General features: G+C 71.5%; 19 protein-coding genes and 1 tRNA gene. 13 read left to right on the forward strand and 7 right to left on the reverse strand.

Annotation, left to right across the window (positions count from 1 at the left end):
- Positions 1–586 precede the first annotated feature (586 nt).
- A tRNA-Pro gene (locus tag AB0K67_RS07405) sits at positions 587–660 on the reverse strand.
- A 130-nt stretch (positions 661–790) separates the two neighbouring features.
- On the opposite strand from AB0K67_RS07405, the gene AB0K67_RS07410 reads away from it, so the two are divergent.
- The 4 genes from AB0K67_RS07410 to AB0K67_RS07425 all read left to right on the forward strand — a co-directional run bounded on the left by AB0K67_RS07410 (position 791) and on the right by AB0K67_RS07425 (position 2676).
- Entirely contained in the window at positions 791–1183 is a 393-nt protein-coding gene (locus tag AB0K67_RS07410; RefSeq protein WP_364054400.1) for a hypothetical protein, read from the forward strand.
- Between the two features lie 68 nt (positions 1184–1251).
- Complete coding sequence (locus AB0K67_RS07415) at positions 1252–1800, forward strand: hypothetical protein (RefSeq protein WP_364054403.1); 549 nt, start codon at positions 1252–1254, stop codon at positions 1798–1800.
- Between the two features lie 261 nt (positions 1801–2061).
- Positions 2062–2472: a hypothetical protein gene (locus AB0K67_RS07420; protein ID WP_364054406.1), complete on the forward strand. Its 411-nt coding sequence runs from the start codon at positions 2062–2064 to the stop codon at positions 2470–2472.
- Positions 2473–2478: 6 nt separating this feature from the next.
- Positions 2479–2676: a hypothetical protein gene (locus tag AB0K67_RS07425; protein WP_364054409.1), complete on the forward strand. Its 198-nt coding sequence runs from the start codon at positions 2479–2481 to the stop codon at positions 2674–2676.
- Between the two features lie 216 nt (positions 2677–2892).
- Here AB0K67_RS07425 and AB0K67_RS07430 read toward each other — a convergent pair whose 3' ends face one another.
- Complete coding sequence (locus AB0K67_RS07430; protein WP_364054412.1) at positions 2893–3294, reverse strand: ATP-binding protein; 402 nt, start codon at positions 3292–3294, stop codon at positions 2893–2895.
- Between the two features lie 28 nt (positions 3295–3322).
- Positions 3323–4093 (reverse strand): SigB/SigF/SigG family RNA polymerase sigma factor, encoded by a 771-nt coding sequence (locus tag AB0K67_RS07435; RefSeq protein ID WP_364054415.1) that lies wholly within the window; start codon positions 4091–4093, stop codon positions 3323–3325.
- Between the two features lie 168 nt (positions 4094–4261).
- On the opposite strand from AB0K67_RS07435, the gene AB0K67_RS07440 reads away from it, so the two are divergent.
- Positions 4262–4627 carry an STAS domain-containing protein gene (locus tag AB0K67_RS07440; RefSeq protein WP_364054418.1) on the forward strand — a complete coding sequence of 122 codons (366 nt, stop codon included), beginning with the start codon at positions 4262–4264 and terminating at the stop codon, positions 4625–4627.
- Positions 4628–4822: 195 nt separating this feature from the next.
- On the opposite strand, the gene AB0K67_RS07445 is transcribed toward AB0K67_RS07440, so the two are convergent.
- Complete coding sequence (locus AB0K67_RS07445; protein ID WP_364054421.1) at positions 4823–5545, reverse strand: GAF and ANTAR domain-containing protein; 723 nt, start codon at positions 5543–5545, stop codon at positions 4823–4825.
- A gap of 58 nt (positions 5546–5603) precedes the next feature.
- On the opposite strand from AB0K67_RS07445, the gene AB0K67_RS07450 reads away from it, so the two are divergent.
- Together AB0K67_RS07450 and AB0K67_RS07455 are read left to right on the forward strand one after the other, a co-directional pair.
- A complete protein-coding gene (locus AB0K67_RS07450; RefSeq protein WP_364054424.1) occupies positions 5604–7439 on the forward strand; it encodes a SpoIIE family protein phosphatase in 1836 nt (611 codons plus the stop codon).
- Between the two features lie 110 nt (positions 7440–7549).
- The gene (locus AB0K67_RS07455; RefSeq protein WP_364054427.1) at positions 7550–8653 is read left to right on the forward strand and encodes a glycosyltransferase; all 1104 of its coding nucleotides are present in this window, start codon (positions 7550–7552) and stop codon (positions 8651–8653) included.
- Positions 8654–8729: 76 nt separating this feature from the next.
- Here the strand turns inward: AB0K67_RS07455 and AB0K67_RS07460 are convergent, their stop codons facing one another.
- A complete protein-coding gene (locus AB0K67_RS07460) occupies positions 8730–9782 on the reverse strand; it encodes a helix-turn-helix domain-containing protein (protein WP_364054430.1) in 1053 nt (350 codons plus the stop codon).
- Positions 9783–9857: 75 nt separating this feature from the next.
- Here AB0K67_RS07460 and AB0K67_RS07465 point away from each other — a divergent pair, with 75 nt between their 5' ends.
- From AB0K67_RS07465 to AB0K67_RS07480, 4 genes are all read left to right on the forward strand, one after another.
- Complete coding sequence (locus AB0K67_RS07465; RefSeq protein WP_364054433.1) at positions 9858–10775, forward strand: proline dehydrogenase family protein; 918 nt, start codon at positions 9858–9860, stop codon at positions 10773–10775.
- Positions 10776–12401 carry an L-glutamate gamma-semialdehyde dehydrogenase gene (gene pruA, locus AB0K67_RS07470; RefSeq protein ID WP_364054436.1) on the forward strand — a complete coding sequence of 542 codons (1626 nt, stop codon included), beginning with the start codon at positions 10776–10778 and terminating at the stop codon, positions 12399–12401.
- Positions 12402–12608: 207 nt separating this feature from the next.
- A complete protein-coding gene (locus AB0K67_RS07475; RefSeq protein ID WP_364054439.1) occupies positions 12609–13571 on the forward strand; it encodes a GlxA family transcriptional regulator in 963 nt (320 codons plus the stop codon).
- A 5-nt stretch (positions 13572–13576) separates the two neighbouring features.
- Positions 13577–14212, forward strand: coding sequence for a DJ-1/PfpI family protein (locus tag AB0K67_RS07480; protein ID WP_364054442.1), 636 nt, complete (start codon positions 13577–13579; stop codon positions 14210–14212).
- 351 nt (positions 14213–14563) lie between these two features.
- On the opposite strand, the gene AB0K67_RS07485 is transcribed toward AB0K67_RS07480, so the two are convergent.
- Positions 14564–15241, reverse strand: a complete 678-nt coding sequence (locus AB0K67_RS07485; RefSeq protein ID WP_364057473.1) for a helix-turn-helix domain-containing protein — start codon at positions 15239–15241, stop codon at positions 14564–14566.
- Between the two features lie 570 nt (positions 15242–15811).
- Between AB0K67_RS07485 and AB0K67_RS07490 the strand changes: the two genes are divergently transcribed.
- Together AB0K67_RS07490 and AB0K67_RS07495 are read left to right on the forward strand one after the other, a co-directional pair.
- Positions 15812–16414, forward strand: coding sequence for an MFS transporter (locus tag AB0K67_RS07490; protein ID WP_364054445.1), 603 nt, complete (start codon positions 15812–15814; stop codon positions 16412–16414).
- 56 nt (positions 16415–16470) lie between these two features.
- Complete coding sequence (locus AB0K67_RS07495; RefSeq protein WP_364054448.1) at positions 16471–17277, forward strand: serine/threonine-protein kinase; 807 nt, start codon at positions 16471–16473, stop codon at positions 17275–17277.
- A gap of 209 nt (positions 17278–17486) precedes the next feature.
- Here the strand turns inward: AB0K67_RS07495 and AB0K67_RS07500 are convergent, their stop codons facing one another.
- Positions 17487–18236, reverse strand: a complete 750-nt coding sequence (locus AB0K67_RS07500) for a lysophospholipid acyltransferase family protein (protein ID WP_364054451.1) — start codon at positions 18234–18236, stop codon at positions 17487–17489.
- Between the last annotated feature and the right edge of the window lie 162 nt (positions 18237–18398).

Consider the following 18398-nt stretch of genomic DNA (forward strand, 5'->3'; position numbering starts at 1 on the left):
CACGGCACAGCCAAGCCCTGACACCGACGCTTATCGCGCGAGATCACCGCCGTCCGCAATTCCTCATTCTCGGACGGCGCGAAAAACGAAATTCAGCTGAGCTGATTGTTCAGCACCCCTGGTGTCACCGGCGTGGGGAGCCTCGGATGCATACGGCGCCGTCGGCACCTCGGACAACGGGATGAGGATGAGGATGAGGCCCGGTCAGTAAGATCCCCTCCGGTCGGCGAACGCAAGTCCCCACAGAGACCGTCGGCAGGCGCAAGTCCCCACAGAGAACCCCACAGAGAACAGAGCCGCGAGCGGGCGCGGGGATACAGGCGTTGCGGCGGGGGACGCGGCGCCGGGCTCACCTTGCCGTCGCCGGTGAGGTTCGTTCGCAGGTCCACCTGGTGCCCGGCACCGGTGGCCGGTTGCTCTGCGGCCCACGCGGCCCTGGGACGCCGCGTTCACCGGCCTGCCGGGGGCGCGGTGGCCATGAAGCAGTTCTTCGCGTCACGAGCCGGGCAGAGCAGTGGCTCCTCGTTCGGCTCCCCACAACGCGGAAGGGGTGCCAGAGAGATTCTGGCACCCCTTCTTCCACCAGTCGGGACGACAGGATTTGAACCTGCGACCCCTTGACCCCCAGTCAAGTGCGCTACCAAGCTGCGCTACGTCCCGGTGGTTGTGTCGGCCGCCCCCTGCGGGGTGGGACGTCATAACCTTAGCGCACATCGGAGGTGCACGCGTACACGGAAAGCGGGAGCGGAGGCGGCCAGTGGGGCGTAGGCCGAGCATCGATCGCGAAGAGTTGGCCAGACTCGTCGCTGAAGGGCGGACGGTGCAGGAGCTGGCGGCTCACTTCGGGGTGAGCGAATCGGGGGTGCTGCAGGCCAAGCGCGCCGCCGGATTGGCCAAGCCGATGCTCGACCACAGCGCCGCACTGCCGTGGAAGCTGGCCAGGAAGCACTCCCAGTCGGGGCCGGCCACGAACCTGCGCAACCTGTCGGCGGCGGCCCAGGGCAAGCCGCCCGCCTCCGAACGGCTGAACACCGCGCTGCGGTGGGCTCAGCGGCTCGTGGACGCGGGCCTGGACGTGGCCTACGACCCCGAGGAGGGCTTCAGCGAGGTCCCCGCCTCCCCGGAGGGCTCACACGTCGCGAAGATGCTCGAGGCGGCCAGGAAGGCACTCGAAGCTCGCTGAAGCGTGGGTTTCGGCATACCCGCTCAGGGCAGTCGCTGGTCCTCAACAGAGAGACCGGAGGCGAAAACATGACCACCTGGATATGGGTGGCCGTCGTCGTGGTCGCGGTGGTGGCGCTCGCCGCAGTGGGATATTTCGTGCTGCAGCGGCAGACGCGTCGTTCCCACATCCGCGAACGCTTCGGCCCCGAGTACGAACGCACGGTCGCCGAGCACGACGATCGCCGCGAGGCCGAGCAGGAGCTGCTGGAACGCGAGCGGCGGCACGCCGAGCTGGACATCAGGCCGCTGCCGGAGGAGTCGCGCGACACGTACGCGAGCCGCTGGACCGAGGTGCAGGAGCGCTTCGTCGACGCGCCCGGCTACGCGGTGACGGAGGCGGACCAGCTCGTGACGGCCGTGATGGCCGAGCGCGGTTACCCCACCGAGGACTTCGAGCAGCGCCTGTCCGACCTGTCGGTTGGGCACGCGGAGACCCTCGACCACTACAGAACGGCTCACGAGATCAGCGGGCGCGCGGCCAGGAAGGACGCCTCCACGGAGGACCTCCGGCAGGCCATGGTGCACTACCGCGCGCTGTTCGAAGAGCTGCTCCACGAGACCACCCGAGGACGGTGAGCACGACATGAGCGGCAACGACGAGCTGAAGGCCCCCACAGCGACCCGCACAGGGACGGCAGGGACGGCAGGGACGGCACGGACGAGTTCAGGGAGAGGGTCCAGGACGGCCCCGGAGACGGCCTCAGAGACGGTCTGAGGGACGGCGAAGACGCGACCGCCCGGACCGGTAACGAGCCGGCGCACGACCACGCGACCAGCCGTGACGGCGACGAACTGGCGCGGTCCGAGGCGCGGACCGACCGCATTCCCCCGCAGGCCATGGGCGATCACGACGACGATCCGCCCGGCGGCCCCTGCGCGGAGCAGGCCCCGGCGCACGCGGCCCCCGATGACATCGTCCTGTTCGACCAGGACCCCACCCAGGTGCAGGCGCGCTGGCGCGACCTGCAGGCGTCGTTCGTGGACGACCCCGGCGAGGCGGTGCGGCGCGCGGACGGGCTGGTCGGCGAGGTGGTGGAGTCGCTCACCAGCAGCCTGACGAGCCGTACGGCGGCGCTGCGCGGCCGCTGGAAGGACGCGGGTGGGGCGGAGACCGAGCAGCTTCGTCTGGCGCTGCGCGACTACCGCAACGTGCTGGAGCGGCTGCTGGCGCTCTCCGGCTCCCCGAGCCCCCAGCAGGGCGCCGGGCAGGCCGCCGAGGCCCGGCACAGCGTTCTGGGAACGAGGTGACGTGCCATGCTCGCGATCGTGGCGGCCGTCATCTTCGGCCTCGGTTTCCTGCTGGATCTGGTAGGGGCGTCGATCCCCGGCGGGTTCTCCGGCATGACGTTCGTCCTGCTGGGGCTGACGCTGCTGGCGCTGCATCAGGCGGGGGTCGGCACGGCCGGCGTCCGTTCGGGCTCCGGCGGCTGGCGCAGCAGGGCCCGCCGGTAGGACAAGGCGCAGGGCCCGCCGGCAGGGCGGAGAACCCACCGGCGGGACGAGCGGAGGGGCCCGGATCTCCGGGTCCCTCCGACGTCAGATCCAGACCTCTCCGACGTCAGATCCGGGCCTCCCCGACGTAATATCCGGGCCTCCCCGACGTAATATCCGGGCCTCTGCGACATAAGCCGACATACGACGACATAAGCGAGGTAAGGGAACGGGACGTCAGGCTTTGCCGGGGAAACGCATGGTGACCGTGCTGCCCCCGCCGCCGACGTGCAGGGTCAGGTCGGAGGAGAGCAGGCGGGCCACCCACAGCCCCATGCCGCCCACGGAGCCGGGCATCGGGCCGGGCTTCCACGAGCCGTCGTCGTGGATCTCGACGACGACGTCCCCGTCGTGCGTCCACGTGCGCATGGACGCGTGGTCGTGCCCGTGGGTGACGGCGTTGGTGGCGACCTCGTTGACGGCGATGACGAAGTCGCCGATGGCCTCCTCGGGCATGCCCGCGGCCCTGGCCTCCTCCTCGGCGTGCCGCCGGACCAGCGGCAGGTCCGGCAGCGTGAACCGCAGGCTTTTCACGGGCGCGCCGGGCGGCGGGCCCGTACGGCCCCGCTGAGGCTCCACGCCCTCGTTCACCCGGTGACCGCCCCCGTCAGGAGACCAGCTCGGCGCGCAGCTGGTCGAGGACCTTGCGCAGGATGCGGGACACGTGCATCTGCGAGATGCCGAACTCGGCCGCGATCTCGGCCTGCGTCATGTTGCCGAAGAAGCGCAGCAGCAGGATGTGCTTCTCGCGGGACGGCAGCGCGTCGATGAGCGGCTTGACGGCCTCCCTGTCGACCATGGTGCTCAGCGTGTCGTCGTCCTCCGGTATGACGTCGCCGAGCGAGGCGGCGTCGTCGTCGGTGCCGAGCGGCGCGTCGAGCGAGAGCGTGCTGTACGCGGCCGAGGCGTCGAGCGTCAGCAGGACGTCCTCCTCCGTGATGTTCATCTTGGCGGCGAGCTCCGCCACGGTCGGGGACCTGCCGAGGTCCTGGCTGAGGTCGGCGACGAGCCGGTTGAGCTCCGAGCGTCGCTCCTGGTAGAGGCGCGGCACCCGGATGGCCCAGGTGCGGTCACGGAAGTGCCGCTTGACCTCGCCGGTCATCGTCACGACCGCGTAGCCCCTGAACGCGTGGCCGAGGGTCGGGTCGAAGCCGTTGACGGCTTTCATCAGGCCAACATACGCGGCTTGAAGGAGATCCTCCAAAGGCTCGCCGCGGTAGCGGTAGCGTCGGGCGATCTCCATGGCGAGCGGCCTGTGCATCTCGACGATGCGCTCGCGCAGGCGTTCCCTGTGGCTGTCGGGCGTCTCTTCCTTGACCATTTCGGCAAGGAGTTCTTCCGCGGTCATATCCTCGAGGACGTATTCCTGCAGAGCCATCGCTGCTCCTCATATGGATCGCAGGCGGCCCCCGCAAGGGAAAAAGCCCATGCAGAGGCACGCCTCGTCTGGTCGCGAGACCGAAGCCCTCTGCTGGACTTCCGGAACCAGTGTCCCCCGTGCGGCCGGAAGTATTCCTCGATCGCCTGGTGACAGTAGGGTTGCTCCGTGACATTGCCGGAGAACGGCGGGGAGCCCGTGGCGTCCCTCAGCCTGACGTCGTCGACCGTGGACGGGATCACCGTGGTGCGGGTCGACGGCGTGCTCGACGCCACGACGCGCGCCCAGTTCGCCGACTATCTCACCATGGCCGCTTCCGACCTGATCCTCGATCTGGCCGGGGTGACGTTCATGGACTCGCGCGCGCTCGGGCTGATCGTGCATCGCTGGCAGGCCAGCCTCTCGGCCGATGCCAAGTTCGCCCTCATCGGCGTGGAATACACCAAGTCGAAGGTGATGTGGATCACCGGTCTCGCCCAAAGGCTGCCGATCTACGAGACGCTCGAGGACGCGCTGGCCGCCATCAACAAGTAGCCGCGCCGGCGCGTTCCCGACGCGCAGACGGGCGAAGCGGACGGCGCGTTCCCGACGCACGGACGGGCGAAGCGGACGGATCCGGCGGGCCGCAGGGGGGCGGAGGCGGTCGAAAGCGGGCGGGCCGCAGGCGGGCGATGAGGGCGGGAGCGACGTTCAGGCGCGCTCTCACGCCTTGCGGCGGCGCCACCCGCGTCAGCTGCGCTTCGACGACTTGCGCTGGTGCTCCTCCACCAGGAGCCTGGCCAGGTCGGCCACCTTCACCTGGTGGTGCTGGGAGATGCGGCGCAGCTCCTCGAACGCGGCCTCGGCGCTGCACCCGCTGGTCTGCATGATGATGCCCTTGGCCTGGTCGATCAGCGAGCGGCCGGCCAGGGCCTCCTGGAGCTGGGCGGCGTCGGTGCGCACCTCCTCGAACTCCCACATGTTCGCCATGGCCACGCCGACCTGCTCGGCCAGCATGTCGGCGAGCGAGCTCGCGCCCTGCGGCGAGAACGCGCCGGGGCGTACGGAGTAGAGGCCGACGATGAGCAGGGCGGGCGGCACCTCGATGGGTACCACGAGCACCGAGCGGACGCCCGAGCGGGTGGCCAGCGCGTCGTAGCGGGGCCAGCGGGTCTCGGTGAGCACGTCGGTCACGGTGGCGCGGCCGCCGCTCTGCCTGGCCTCGATGGACGGGCCCTCGCCGAGCTCGCGTTCGCCTTCGACGAGCAGGATCAGCTCGCTATGTGAGCCGGAGACCAGCACCCGGTGGTCGCGCCAGTGCTCGGCCGAGGCGCCCGAGCAGCCGGGCACGCCCGCCGTCAGCGCCGCGGTGAGCCCGCGCAGCACGCTCTCCGTCGAGGTGTCCTCACCGAGGCGGCCGAGCGCGGCGAGGTCTCGCGCGAGTCCGGGGGTGATCATCGCGGTCGATTCCATAGCAACAAGCATCTACCCCTTATGGCTAGCGTTATCCCGGGTGGCGTAGCGTTCAGACATGACCATGCCGGACCTCGAACACGCGCTTGACGCGCTGGCCGGGCGCGTCGCCTCGCTGCGCGAAGCGAGGGCCGCCTACCCCAGCGACCTGGCGCCCACACTCGACGCCGCGCTGGCCGAGCTCGACACCGCCACCGAGCTGCTCGCCGAGGCCCGCGAGGAGCTGCGCAAGGCGCCGAGGCGGCCGGGCGGCAAGAAGGACGGCGGGCAGCGGGAGCTGAAGCTGCTGCGCCAGGTGTTCCGCTCCTTTCCCGTGCCGGTCATCGTGCTGGACGGCGGCGGCGTGGTCAGGCGGATCAACCCCGAGACCTCGCGCATGCTGGGCAGCCCCGACGGCTATCTCGTGGGCCGCTCGTTCCCGCTGCTGGTGGACGTGTCGCGGCGGGCGGCGTTCCGGTCGCATCTGACGGCGGTGCTGCAGACGGGGCAGCCGTCGGCGTTCGAGACGCGGCTGGCGCACCAAGGGCGTACGCACACCGTGCAGCTCGCGCTGACCAGGCTGACGATGCCCGGCGAGCCGCAGCAGATGGTGGCGGCGGTGGCGCTGCCGACGGAGGTGCAGCTGCCGGAGCCGGGCGCGCGGCGGCCCGAGCAGGCCGACGGCGCGCTGCTGCTGGCCGCGGCCAAGCGCCAGGACCTGCTGAGCAGGATGGCCAGGCTGCTGCTGGAAGAGGACGCGCTGATGCGTCCCGGCGCGCTGCAGCGGGCCACGCGGCTGCTCGCGGCCGAGTGGGCCGACTGGGTGATCGCGGACCTGCTGCGCGACGGCCTGCCGCACCGCGCGGCCGTCATGGCGCCCAAGAACCATCCGCTGGGCGACCTGGTCAGGCAGGTGGAGTCGGCCGACCCGGCGGGCAGCTCGATCGTGATGCGGGTGCTCGACCACCGCACCGGCGTGGTGCGGGAGATGGTGGACGACGAGACGCTGCTCGGGTTCTGCGCGGAGGGTCCGCTGCTGACCGCCATGGGCGCGGGCTCGCTGCTGTCGGTGCCGATCGGGCACGGCGACGGCGTGCTGACGCTCGTACGCGCGCATGACCGGCCTCCCTTCGGGCTCGCCGACCTGGGCGTCATGCAGGAGGTGGGGCTGCAGCTCGGGCTGGCGCTGCGCGCCCAGGTGAGCTTCCAGAGCCGCTCGCGGGCCGCGGACGCGCTGTCGGCGAGCGTCGCGCCGCGCAACCTGCCCGACGTGCCCGGCTACGAGGCGGCGGCCGTCTACAACCCGGGCTCGTCGGTGGGCGCGGAGTTCTACGACGTGTTCCCGGTCGCGGGCGGCGGCTGGGGTTTCGCGCTGGGCGGCGCGGCGGGCAAGGGCGAGGAGGCGGCCTCGGTCAGCGCGATGGTCAGGGGCGGCCTGCGGGTGCTGAGCGTCTGGGAGTCCGACCCTGAGCCGGTCATGCGCAAGGTGAACGAGGCCCTGGTGGCGCAGGGCACCGGCATGTTCGTGATGGCGGTCGCGGGCTTCGTCAAGGGCCGGCGGATCAGGCTGTCGTCGGCCGGCCACCATCCGGCGGCCATCCTGCAGCCGGACGGCGCGGTGCGCTTCGCGGCGGGCGGCGGGGTGCCGCTGGGCATCTCCGCCGAGGCCGAGACCGAGGTCCAGACGCTCACGGTGGCGGCGGGCGAGACGCTGGTGCTCTATTCGGAGGGCCTGGTCTCCTCGCGCAACGAGCGCGGCGAGCCGTACGGCGAGGAGCGGCTGGCCGACGTGCTGGGCCGGTGCGCGGGCCAGGCGCCGTCTGCCGTGGTCAAGACGGTCGAGGATGACCGGCACGCGTTCTCCGGCGGCCAGGTTTGGGATGAGATTGTGGTGTTCGCACTCCGCGGTGTCTGATTCGCGGTGGTTTGCGATCTGGACAAACCTGGGTATGGTCGGAGAAGTAGAACGACGTGCCTAAGACGCAGGCACACCTTTGAAGCTGCCCTTTCACGCTGAGGTGTGCCATGAATATCGCAATCGTCGCTTCCGCGAACGGCAACCAGCGCCACCGCATTCTCTCCGTCGCACGAGAACTGGGGCGCGAGCACCACGTCACCATCTACTCCCGCCGTGACAGCGCCGACGGCAAGCCCAAGACGCGGGTGGCCCCGGGTGTCACGCTGGAGAACATCGACGTTGGGCCCGCCAAGGAGCTGGCCGCCGACGAGGTGGCGCCGTACCTGAACGAGGTGGGCCTGCATCTCGGCAAGCGCTGGTCGCAGGATCGCCCCGACGTGATCCACGCCTTTTCGTGGACCGGCGGGCTGGTCGCGGTGGCGGGCGCCGAGGGTCTCGGGGTGCCGGTGACGCAGACGTTCCACCGGGTCGACGCCGGACACAAGGACTTGGAGCGGGCGCTCGGACGCCGGGCCAACGCGGTCATCGCGGGCTCGGGCGACGAGGAGTCCGCGCTCATCCGGCTGGGCGTCCCGCGCGGGAACATCTCCGTGGTGCCGTACGGCGTCGACACCGAGCGCTTCCAGCGCCGGGGCGCGGTGGCCACGCGCGGCAGCCGCAAGCGCCTGCTGCACGTCGGCCCGCTGTCGATCGACCGGGGCGCGCACACGATCGTGCGGGCTCTTCCCGGGCTCGGCGACGACGTTGAGCTCGTCATCGCCGGCGGGCCCGAGCCGGACGAGCTGGAGCAGGACCGCGACGCCCGCCGCCTGCGGGCGCTCGCCGAGCAGCTCGGCGTCGCCGACCGGGTGACGCTGCTCGGCCAGGTGAAGCGGGCCGCCGTACCGAAGCTGATGCGCAGCGCGGACGCCGTGGTGTCGGTGCCGCGCGAGGCCGTGACGGGCATCGTGGCGCTGGAGGCCATGGCCTGCGGCGTGCCGGTGATCGCCTCGGCTGTGGGCGCGCACCTCGACTCCATCATCGACGGCGTCACCGGGCTGCTGGTGCCGCCGGACCGGCCGGCCCGCACCGCGCACCTGGCCCGCGAGCTGCTCTACGACCCCACGCTGCGCACCGCACTCGGCTACGCCGGCGCCGACCGGGCACGCTCGCGCTACTCCTGGGAGCGGGTGAGCCAGGAGCTGGTCCGGGTCTACGAGTCCTGCGCCTGACCCTGCTGCCCCACGCCCTCCCCCGCATCTACCCCGGCAGGTGGCTCCGGCCACCTGCCGTCTCCCTGCCAGGAGCTCAGAGGAGACGGGCGGCCTTGAGCGCCAGGTGCACGGCCAGGCGGTCGTCGCCGTCCGACAGGTCGCGGTGGGTGAGCCGCTCGGCCTTGGCCAGCCGGTAATAGAGCGTCTGGCGGTGCACGCCGAGCTGCGCGGCGGTCTGCTGGACGTGGCCGCCCCGATCCAGATAGACCTCCACCGTGTGGGCCAGCTCCGCGTCCAGCGCCGCCGCCTCGGCCGCCAGCTCGCGCAGGTCGGCCTGGCTGAGCCGGGCGAGCAGGCGGTGCACGCCCAGGTCCTCCCAGCGGGCGATCGGGGCGTGGCGCGGGAAGTGCTCGGCGACGCGCAGCGCCTGGCGGGCCTCGCGCCAGCTCAGCCACGCCTCTCCCGGGTCGTCGCGGGGCGCGCCGACGCCGGCCGCGGTGCCGTAGGCGCCCTGGACCGTACGCGCCACCTCCTCCGCCAGGTGTGAGGGGGCGAGCAGCGCCACAGGAGAGCCGGTACGCGCCAGCACGCCGCGCGGCAGCGTCCACAGGGCGGCCACGCGCTCCGGCGACTCGCGTACCGCGATGGCCGTCACCGGCCCCGTCACCTCCAGCGAGACCGACGCACGCTCCTCGGGGTCGGCCGACAGCAGGGCGCGCAGCCCGTACCCGAGGTCCTGGCGGCTGCGCGCCTCCTGGGCGAGCGCGGCGGCGGCCCTGGCCACCAGCGGCGCGGCCGACGCGAGCCGCTCGTCGGTCAGCTCGCCCGAGTCGAGCAGCCACAGGTAGCCGTAGGTGACGTCGGCGTGTCGCAACGGCCAGCAGACCCTGGCGAGGACCTTCAGCTCGGCGTCGGCGGGGATCCTGACCGGGCCGCTCGCGCGGGCGATGCCGTAGCGCTCGAAGTACTCGCGCACCTCTCCGGTGGCGCGCCGGCGCAGGATCGACTCCTGGCGTACCGTGTCGATGTCGCCGTGCTGCGCGCCGTAGGCCAGCAGCCGGAACGAGCGGTCCTCCAGCGTCGCCGACGCGCCCAGCCGGGCGGCGATCTCGTCCACGATCTCTTGCAGATCTGCCGAGTTGTGCATTTGTACGACAGCCTCCCACACCGGGCGTTACGCGCGTCGATGGCCCCCTCTGAGCTGGCTTTTTAGACTCGAAGCATGCTGGGTCAACTGCTGCTCGCCGCTTCACGGAGCGGGCTCGTACGCCGTTCCGTGTCAAGCTTCCCGCTCACGAAGAGAGTCGTGGAGCGGTTCGTCGCGGGTGAGAGCGTTCAGCAGGCCCGTGACGCCATCGAGCGGCTGCGCGACGCGGGGCTCGCCGTGACGATCGACCACCTGGGCGAGGAGACGCTCGACGCGCGGGCCGCCGAGGCGACCACCGACGCGTACATCACGCTGCTGCAGACCATCAAGCCGCTCGACCTGGGCGGGCGGGGTGAGGTGTCGGTCAAGCTGTCGGCCGTCGGCCAGCGGCTCGACGAGTCGATGGCGCTTGAGCACGCCCGCGAGATCTGCGCCGCCGCCGCGGCCAACGGCTCCACCGTGACGCTCGACATGGAGGACCACACGACGGTCGACTCCACGCTGACGATCCTGCGCAAGCTGCGCGAGGACTACCCCGGCACCGGGGTGGCGATCCAGGCGTACCTGTTCAGGAGCGAGCAGGACTGCCGGGACCTCGCGGCCGAGGGCTCCCGCGTACGCCTGGTCAAGGGCGCCTACCGCGAGCCCGCCTCCGTCGCGCACCAGGGCAGGACCGCCGTCGACAAGGCGTACGTGCGATGCCTGCGGATCCTCATGGCGGGGAAGGGGTACCCCATGGTGGCGACGCACGACGATCGCATGATCGCGATCACGGAGCTGCTCGCCGACCGGTTCGGGCGGACGATCGGCGACCACGAGTTCCAGATGCTCTACGGAATCAGGACCGACCTGCAGGAGTCCCTGGCGGGGGCAGGCCACACGGTCCGCGTCTACGTTCCTTACGGCGACGACTGGTACGGGTACTTCATGCGCCGCCTGGCCGAGCGCCCCGCCAACGTCGCCTTCTTCCTTCGTGCCCTTGGGGGTAAGTAAATGGATGCCATCAGCAACGTCCCCGTGCCCGCGAACGAGCGTGTGTACGGCTACGCGCCCGGCAGCCCCGAGCGGGCCGCGCTGGAGGACCGCATCAAGGAGCTGGCCGGTTCGACGGCCGAGCTCACCATGACCATCGGCGGCGAGCAGCGTCTGGGCGGCGGCGCCCCCATCGACGTGGTGCAGCCGCACAACCATGCCTCCGTCCTGGGCCGTACCAACGACGCTACGGCCCGGGACGTGCAGGACGCCATCGACGCCGCGCTCGCGGCGGCGCCGTCCTGGCGCGCGATGTCGTTCGACGACCGGGCGGCGATCTTCCTGCGGGCCGCCGACCTGCTGGCCGGGCCGTGGCGGGCGACGCTGAACGCGGCGACCATCCTCGGGCAGTCGAAGTCGGTGCAGCAGGCGGAGATCGACTCGGCCTGCGAGCTGATCGACTTCCTGCGCTTCAACGTCTCGTACGCGCGCAAACTCTACGCCGACCAGCCGATCTCCTCGCCCGGCGTGTGGAACCGGATGGAGTACCGCCCGCTCGAAGGGTTCGTGCTGGCGATCACGCCGTTCAACTTCACCGCCATCGCCGGCAACCTGCCGACCTCCGCGGCGCTGATGGGCAACGTCGTCGTCTGGAAGCCGTCGCCCACCCAGCAGTTCGCCGCGCACTTCACGATGCGGCTGCTGGAGGCCGCCGGGCTGCCTCCCGGCGTGATCAACTTGGTCACCGGCAACGGGCAGGCCGTCTCCGAGGTGGCGCTCACCCACCCGGCGCTGGCCGGCATCCACTTCACCGGCTCCACCGCGACGTTCCAGCACCTGTGGCGCACCGTCGGCGAGAACATCTCCGGCTATCGCGGCTATCCGCGCCTCGTCGGCGAGACGGGCGGCAAGGACTTCGTGCTCGCCCACCCCTCCGCCGACCCGGCCGTGCTCTCGACCGTGCTGATCAGGGGCGCCTTCGAGTACCAGGGCCAGAAGTGCTCGGCCGCCTCCCGCGCGTACGTGCCGCGCTCGGTCTGGAACCGCATGCGTGACGACTTCGTCGCCACCGCCGAGTCGCTGACCGTCGGCGACGTGGCCGGGGACCTGTCGACGTTCATGGGCGCGGTCATCGACGCGCGCGCCTTCGCCAAGCACAAGACCGCCATCGACCGGGCGCGGGCGGCGGCGAACATCGACGTGCTCACCGGCTCGTACGACGACTCCGTCGGCTACTTCGTCAAGCCGACCATCCTGGAGTGCGCCGACCCCACCGACGAGATCTTCGTCAAGGAGTACTTCGGGCCGATCCTCGGCGTGCACGTCTACGACGACGGCGACTACGACAAGGTGCTCGACCAGATGGAGGGCATCGCGCCGTACGCGCTGACCGGCTCGATCGTCGCCGACGACCGGTACGCCATCGCCGACGCCTCCCGGCGGCTGCGCTTCGCGGCCGGCAACTTCTACATCAACGACAAGCCGACCGGCGCCGTGGTGGGCCAGCAGCCGTTCGGCGGCGGCCGGGCCTCCGGCACCAACGACAAGGCGGGCTCGATCCACAACCTGACGCGGTGGGTGAGCGCCCGCGCGATCAAGGAGACGTTCGTGCCTCCCACCGACCACCGTTACCCGCACATGGGCTGAACCGCCCATCACAGCCGAGAGCCTCCCGGTCCTGCCCCGGGAGGCTCTCGGCGTTCCCGGTATGGCTTCAGGGGGTCCGGGCCTGGCTCTCCGGGTCCCGGCGTGGCTCTCGGGGTCCCGGCGTGGCTCTCGGCGTTCTGCCGATGGCATGAAGTGCAATGATCGTGTCATTGACGCCTTCGCCGGGCCGCGCCCAGCATGGGAGGCATGCAGCGACGAGTCCTCATCGTCGTCTTCCCCGGTTTCCAGCTGCTCGACATGGCCGGGCCGGCCGACGTCTTCGCCACCGCCACGCACATCCGGCCCGAGGCGGGCTATGCCGTCGAGGTGGGGTCGGCGGCGGGCGGCGAGGTCACGGCGGGCAACGGCGTGACCGTCACCACCCGGCCGCTCGCCGGGATCGGCGAACCGGTGGACACCCTGATGGTGGCGGGCGGGCCCTCCGTACCCGACCGGCTGGGCGACGCCGAGCTGATCGGGCAGATCGCCCGGCTCTCCGCGGGCGCGCGGCGTACGGCGTCGGTGTGCAACGGCGCGTTCCTGCTCGCCGAGGCCGGCCTGCTCGAACGGCGGCGCGCCACCACGCACTGGCTCGTCGCCGACGACCTGCGCAGCCGCTACTCCGGCGTGGACGTGGACGCCGACCCCCTCTACATCGAGGACGGCCACGTGTGGACGTCGGCAGGCGTGCTGTCCGGCGTGGACCTCGCGCTCGCCCTCGTCGCCAAGGACCACGGCCACGACCTCGCCAGGAAGGTCGCCCGCGGGCTCGTGGTCTATCTGCACAGGCCCGGAGGGCAGAGCCAGTTCAGCACCGCCATGCGGGCGCTGACGCCGCGCAGCGAGCCGCTCAGGGAGCTGCAGGGCTACATCGACGCGAACCCGGCCGCCGACCTCAGCGTGCCCGCGCTCGCCGCGCGGGCCGGCATGAGCCAGCGCCACTTCTCCCGCGTCTTCACCGCACAGACCGGCATGTCACCCGGCCGGTACGTCGAGCGCAGCCGCGCCGACACCGCCAGGCGGCTCCTGGAGGTCACCTCGCTGCCGCTCGACGCCGTGGCCAGGGAGTCCGGGCTCGGCTCTGCTGAGACCCTCTACCGCGTCTTCAGGCGGCACTGGCGGATCTCCCCCGGCGACCACCGGCGCCGGTTCCAGTCCAAGGAGAGGTAATCCTCATGCACGTCGCCATCCCGCTCTACCGCCGCTTCACCGCCCTCGACGTGGCCGGGCCGTACACGGTGCTGAACATGGCGCCCGGGTTCTCCGTCACGCTCGTCGCCGCCGAGCGCGGTCTCGTCTCCGACGACTGGGGCACGTTCCGGCTCGAGGCCACCGCCTCGTACGACGAGGTGCCCGCGCCGGACGTCATCATGGTGCCCGGCGGCACCGGCACCCTCGACGCGCTCTCCGACGAGGCGCTGGTCGGCTGGATCCGCCAGGCGCATCGGCACACCCGGTGGACCACCTCCGTCTGCACCGGCTCCCTCCTGCTCGGCGCGGCCGGCATACTCAAGGGCCTCCCGGCCACCGGCCACTGGGCGCTCCTCGACATGCTCAAGCAGTACGGCGCCGAGCCGGTGAGCTCGCGGGTGGTGACGACCGGCAAGATCGTCACGGCGGCGGGGGTGTCGGCGGGCATCGACATGGCGCTCACGCTCCTCGCCGAGGCCGCCGACGAGGCCACCGCCCAGGCCGTGCAACTGGCCATCGAGTACGACCCCGAGCCGCCCTTCACCTCCGGCTCCCTGCGGGGCGCCCCGGAAGGCATCCCCGACCGCGCGCTCCACCTCCTGACCGACGTCCCCGCCTAGAAGCCCACCGCCGTCCCGGTCTTCGACCGGCGACCGGCCCAGCAGGCAACGCCCCCGAACCCGGAGAGCGGCACGACCGCCCCACGCCTCACTCCGGGCGGTGGGTGGTGTCTCCGCAGGCCGCGCCAAGCGCTGAGCCTCACCTCCTCACCGCCCCGCTGTCACGACCGGCCGCGGACCACTGCTCAGACGGCGGCGCGCCGAGGGCTGTCGTGACCGTGGCGGGCGCGCGGGCGCGCGATCATTCGCTGGCGTACGAGCACGCGTTCCCGATCATTCGCTGGCGTACGAGCACGCGTTCCCGATCATTCGCAGGCGTACGGGCGCGCGCTCCCCATCATCTCTTCCCGATCATTCTTCGCGCGCGACGCCCAGGGGCAGGACGTCGAAGTGGACGACCACGTGCTCGACCCCCGCCTCGCCCGCCGGCCCGTCCGTCGCGGCGGTCTCGACCGGCTCCCCAGAGACGGCCGCCCCTCCGGAACCGGCCGGGCCCGCGGAGGCGGCGACCCCGGCGCGGGCGTCCGACAGGGCACGGTAGCGTTCCAGCACCTCGTACACCTCGTCCTGCATCCGTGCCGTCTCCTCGGCGGTCAGCCGAAGTGAGCGGCGGCCGAAGCCGCTGACCTCCACCCACTCCTGCGGCGCCTTGCCGAGCATCCGCCGCCAGCGGGCCAGCTCGGCGCCACGCTGACGGACCAGATCGTCGAGCAGGTAGTCGACGGCCTTGGCGGTCTCGGGGTCGTCGTCGGGCCGGTCGCCGTAGGAGTAGCCACCCGGCGGGATGCGCCAGTACTTCTCCTTGCCGCGCCCCATCCCGGGCACCACCTCGATCATGCCGTGCCCGGCCAGCTCGCGCAGGTGGTAGCTGGTGGTGCCGGTGTTCTGGTCGAGCAGGCCGGCGAGGCGGGTGGCGGTGGACGGCCCGTGCTCGTCGAGCAGCTCGTAGATGCGCAGCCGCAGCGGGTGGGCGAACGACTTGAGGGCGTTCGCGTCGAGTGTCCTGGCCGGGTAGCTCTTGCTCCCCATCTTGTGCAAACCGCTCTTTGCAAAGAATACTGTGCACACTTTTCCTTACACAGACTATCGGAGGAGACGACGGCGGGCCTGGGGCGTCCGTTCGCCTTCCTGTTGTCATCGACTGCGCTGTCCAACCTGGCCGACGGCCTGCTGAAGGTGGGGGGCCAACCTCGTGCGCGCCGCGCTCCTGACCCTGGTCACCGCGTTCGCCTTCACAGGGACACTCCATTACCCGCTGCTGCTCGCGGCGGTACCGCTGGCCGGGGTGAGCGAGGTGTTCGCCGGCCTCTCCGCGCGGTCCATCCTGCCGATGACCGTCTCAGGCCGCGACCTGACCAGGGCCAACGGCCGCGTCTCGACCGCCATGATGATCGGCAACGAATTCGTCGGCGCGCCGCTCGGGGGCCTGCTCGTCGCCCTCGTGCCCGCCGTCCTGTTCGGCGCCCCGGCCCTGCTGTACGCCGCCGCCGGCCTGCTCCTGCTGGGCATGCGGGGCACGTTCGCGCCGGCCGCGCCCGCCCGCGTACGGCCGATGCGGGCCGACATCAAGAGGCGCTGGCGTTCCTGTGGTCGCACCGGGTGCTGCGCTGCCTGGCGCTCACGGCCGGGACGGTCAACTTCGCCAACGCCGCCTACTTCGGCGTCTTCGTGCTCTGGGCGGTCGGCGAGAAGTCGGCGATCGGACTGGAGCCCGCCCAGTACGGCCTGATGACCACGGCGCTGGCGGCAGGCGCCATACCGGGGTCGCTGCTGTCGGAGTGGGCGACGCGGCTGTTCGGAGAGCTGCGTACGCTCCTGGGCGGCTGGCTGGCCAGCAGCCTGCTGCTCCTGGTGCCCCTGCTCGTGCCGTCCCCGTGGACCCTCTACCCCACCGCCGTGCTCTGGGGCGTGGTCGGCGCGGCGGTCAACGTCCTGGTGATCTCGACCCGGCAGCGGCTCATCCCGGTGGAGCTGCTCGGCAGGGTCAACTCGGCGTACCGGCTCATCGGCATGGGCGCGATGCCGCTCGGAGCGGCTCTCGGAGGCGTCGTGGCCGAATTCACCGGGGTTCCTGCCGTCCTCACAGGCGCGACTGGAGTATGTTTGGTGGCTGTCGGGCTGCTGTGGCGCGCTTTGTCGGGTCGAAATTCCACGCCTCTGACCAGCACCGCCACACTTTCCGGCATATCCGGATCACGTTAGGCACCCAAGAGCCTGTACGGAAGTGACATGATTATCCCCGAGCATGAGGGGATGGTATGCGGCAGATCGGCGGACGGTACCTCCTGAACGAGGAGGCCGGTCGTGGGGGTATGGGAGTTGTCTGGCGGGCGTTCGATCAGCTCCTTCACCGTACGGTGGCGCTCAAGGAGCTGACCCTTACCGGCGAGGTCGAGATGGTACGCCGGAGGGTGCTTCGTGAGGCCAGGATGGCCGCCGGGCTGAGCCACCCCAATATCGTGACGGTGCACGACCTGATCGAGGAGGGCGGCAAGCTCTGGATCGTGATGGAGTACCTCGACGGGCTCTCACTGCACCAGTTGCTCTCCCAGGTGGGCACGCTGCCCGCGCAGTCGGTGGCGGCGATCGGCCAGCACCTGCTGGCGGCGCTGCGTACCGCCCACGAGGCGGGTGTGCTCCATCGCGACGTCAAGCCCGCCAACGTCATGCTGACGGGCGACCGGGTGGTGCTCACCGACTTCGGCATAGCGACGGCCGAAGGCGACATCCGCATGACCACGTCGCGGCGGCTGCGCGGCACCCCGGCGTTCATGGCGCCTGAGCGGTTGCACGGCGGGCCGGCCAGCAAGGAAGCGGACATGTGGTCGTTCGGCGCCACCCTGTACAGCGCCATCGAGGGCCAGCCGCCCTACCCTGGCCAGGACGCGGCGACCGTGCTCGGCATGGCGCGCAGCGGCCCCTACCCGCCGCCGCGCCGCGCCGGGATCATGCGCCCGCTCATCGAGGGCCTGCTGCACCACGACCCGGTGCGCAGGTTCACCCTGGAGCAGACGGCGGGCCTGCTGGCCGGCATGCGCGCCAGCGCCTACCAGGCGGCCATCTGACGACACCCGTCCGGTGACGCCTCGGCCGTCGAGCGCCGGCCGAGGCGAGGTCCGGAAGGTGTGCGCGTCCCAGCGTTCAGCCGCTCCTCGCGAGCGCAGCCGCCCGGCGCCCATCGCGCGCCGTGGGCGCGTCAGCGGCCTCAACGCCGTGGCAGGGGCCTCAACGCCGTGGCAGGCGCGTCAGCGGCCTCAACGCCGTGGCAGGCGCGTCAGCCTTCCTTCTTGGCGCGGGCCTCCGCCTCGGCGGCGTCCATGGCCTCGGCCTCTTCGGGGGTGGGGGCGGTGCCGCCGAGGTGGGCCGGCTGCCACCAGACGCCCGGCGGGATCTCCGGGTACGTGCGCTGCGCCCGGTCCACCAGCCCGGTGAGCCGCCCGCGCAGGTCGGCGACGTGATCGGCCACGTTCTCGCCGCGCTTGGGATACATCGGCTCGCCCACCAGGATGGTCATCGGGATGTGCCGCTGCAGCAGCTTGCGCGGTCGGCCCTTGGTCCACAGGCGCTGACTGCCCCACAGCGCGACGGGGATCACGGGGGTGCCGGTGGCCTGGGCCATGCGGACGGCGCCGTTCTTGATCTCCTTGACGGTGAACGAGCGGCTGATCGTGGCCTCGGCGAACACGCCGACGACCTCGCCGGCCTTGAGCATGCGCAGGGCGGTGGCGTACGAGCCGGCCCCCGCGCCCCGGTCGACCGGAATGTGGTGCATGCCGCGCATCAGCGGCCCGGAGACGGGGTGCTTGAACACGTCCTCCTTGGCCATGAACCGCACCAGCCGCTTCGACGGCAACGCGGCGAACCCGGCGAAGATGAAGTCGAGGTAGCTGATGTGGTTGCTGACCAGCACCGCTCCCCCCGACCGCGGCACGTGCTCGGTCCCCTCCATGTGGAAGCGGATGTCGAGCACGCGAAAGAGGGTCCGCGCGGCGGCGATCACCGGCGGGTACACGATCTCAGCCATGAGCAGACCGTAACCTACTCGGGCGGCTCCGGCGGACGTGGGAGCCCGGCCGTTCGCGTCCGTCCCGGCCCCGGCCACCGCGTCCGTCGCGGCCCCGGCCTCCGCGTCCGTCGCGGCCCTGGCCTCCGCGTCCGTCGCGGCCCCGGCCTGAGCGTCCGCGCC

This window comes from Nonomuraea sp. NPDC052634, assembly GCF_040678535.1.
Taxonomy (GTDB): Bacteria; Actinomycetota; Actinomycetes; order Streptosporangiales; family Streptosporangiaceae; genus Nonomuraea; species Nonomuraea fastidiosa.

What these genes read in the sequence shown, in the direction of transcription:
- AB0K67_RS07450 (WP_364054424.1), top strand. Translation starts at nt 5,604, where the DNA reads ATGACCATGCCGGACCTCGAACACGCGCTTGACGCGCTGGCCGGGCGC.
- AB0K67_RS07460 (WP_364054430.1), bottom strand. Translation starts at nt 9,782, where the DNA reads ATGCACAACTCGGCAGATCTGCAAGAGATCGTGGACGAGATCGCCGCC.
- AB0K67_RS07425 (WP_364054409.1), top strand. Translation starts at nt 2,479, where the DNA reads ATGCTCGCGATCGTGGCGGCCGTCATCTTCGGCCTCGGTTTCCTGCTG.
- AB0K67_RS07465 (WP_364054433.1), top strand. Translation starts at nt 9,858, where the DNA reads ATGCTGGGTCAACTGCTGCTCGCCGCTTCACGGAGCGGGCTCGTACGC.
- AB0K67_RS07475 (WP_364054439.1), top strand. Translation starts at nt 12,609, where the DNA reads ATGCAGCGACGAGTCCTCATCGTCGTCTTCCCCGGTTTCCAGCTGCTC.
- pruA (WP_364054436.1), top strand. Translation starts at nt 10,776, where the DNA reads ATGGATGCCATCAGCAACGTCCCCGTGCCCGCGAACGAGCGTGTGTAC.
- AB0K67_RS07435 (WP_364054415.1), bottom strand. Translation starts at nt 4,093, where the DNA reads ATGGCTCTGCAGGAATACGTCCTCGAGGATATGACCGCGGAAGAACTC.
- AB0K67_RS07420 (WP_364054406.1), top strand. Translation starts at nt 2,062, where the DNA reads ATGGGCGATCACGACGACGATCCGCCCGGCGGCCCCTGCGCGGAGCAG.
- AB0K67_RS07500 (WP_364054451.1), bottom strand. Translation starts at nt 18,236, where the DNA reads ATGGCTGAGATCGTGTACCCGCCGGTGATCGCCGCCGCGCGGACCCTC.
- AB0K67_RS07495 (WP_364054448.1), top strand. Translation starts at nt 16,471, where the DNA reads ATGCGGCAGATCGGCGGACGGTACCTCCTGAACGAGGAGGCCGGTCGT.
- AB0K67_RS07480 (WP_364054442.1), top strand. Translation starts at nt 13,577, where the DNA reads ATGCACGTCGCCATCCCGCTCTACCGCCGCTTCACCGCCCTCGACGTG.
- AB0K67_RS07485 (WP_364057473.1), bottom strand. Translation starts at nt 15,241, where the DNA reads ATGGGGAGCAAGAGCTACCCGGCCAGGACACTCGACGCGAACGCCCTC.
- AB0K67_RS07455 (WP_364054427.1), top strand. Translation starts at nt 7,550, where the DNA reads ATGAATATCGCAATCGTCGCTTCCGCGAACGGCAACCAGCGCCACCGC.
- AB0K67_RS07445 (WP_364054421.1), bottom strand. Translation starts at nt 5,545, where the DNA reads ATGGAATCGACCGCGATGATCACCCCCGGACTCGCGCGAGACCTCGCC.
- AB0K67_RS07415 (WP_364054403.1), top strand. Translation starts at nt 1,252, where the DNA reads ATGACCACCTGGATATGGGTGGCCGTCGTCGTGGTCGCGGTGGTGGCG.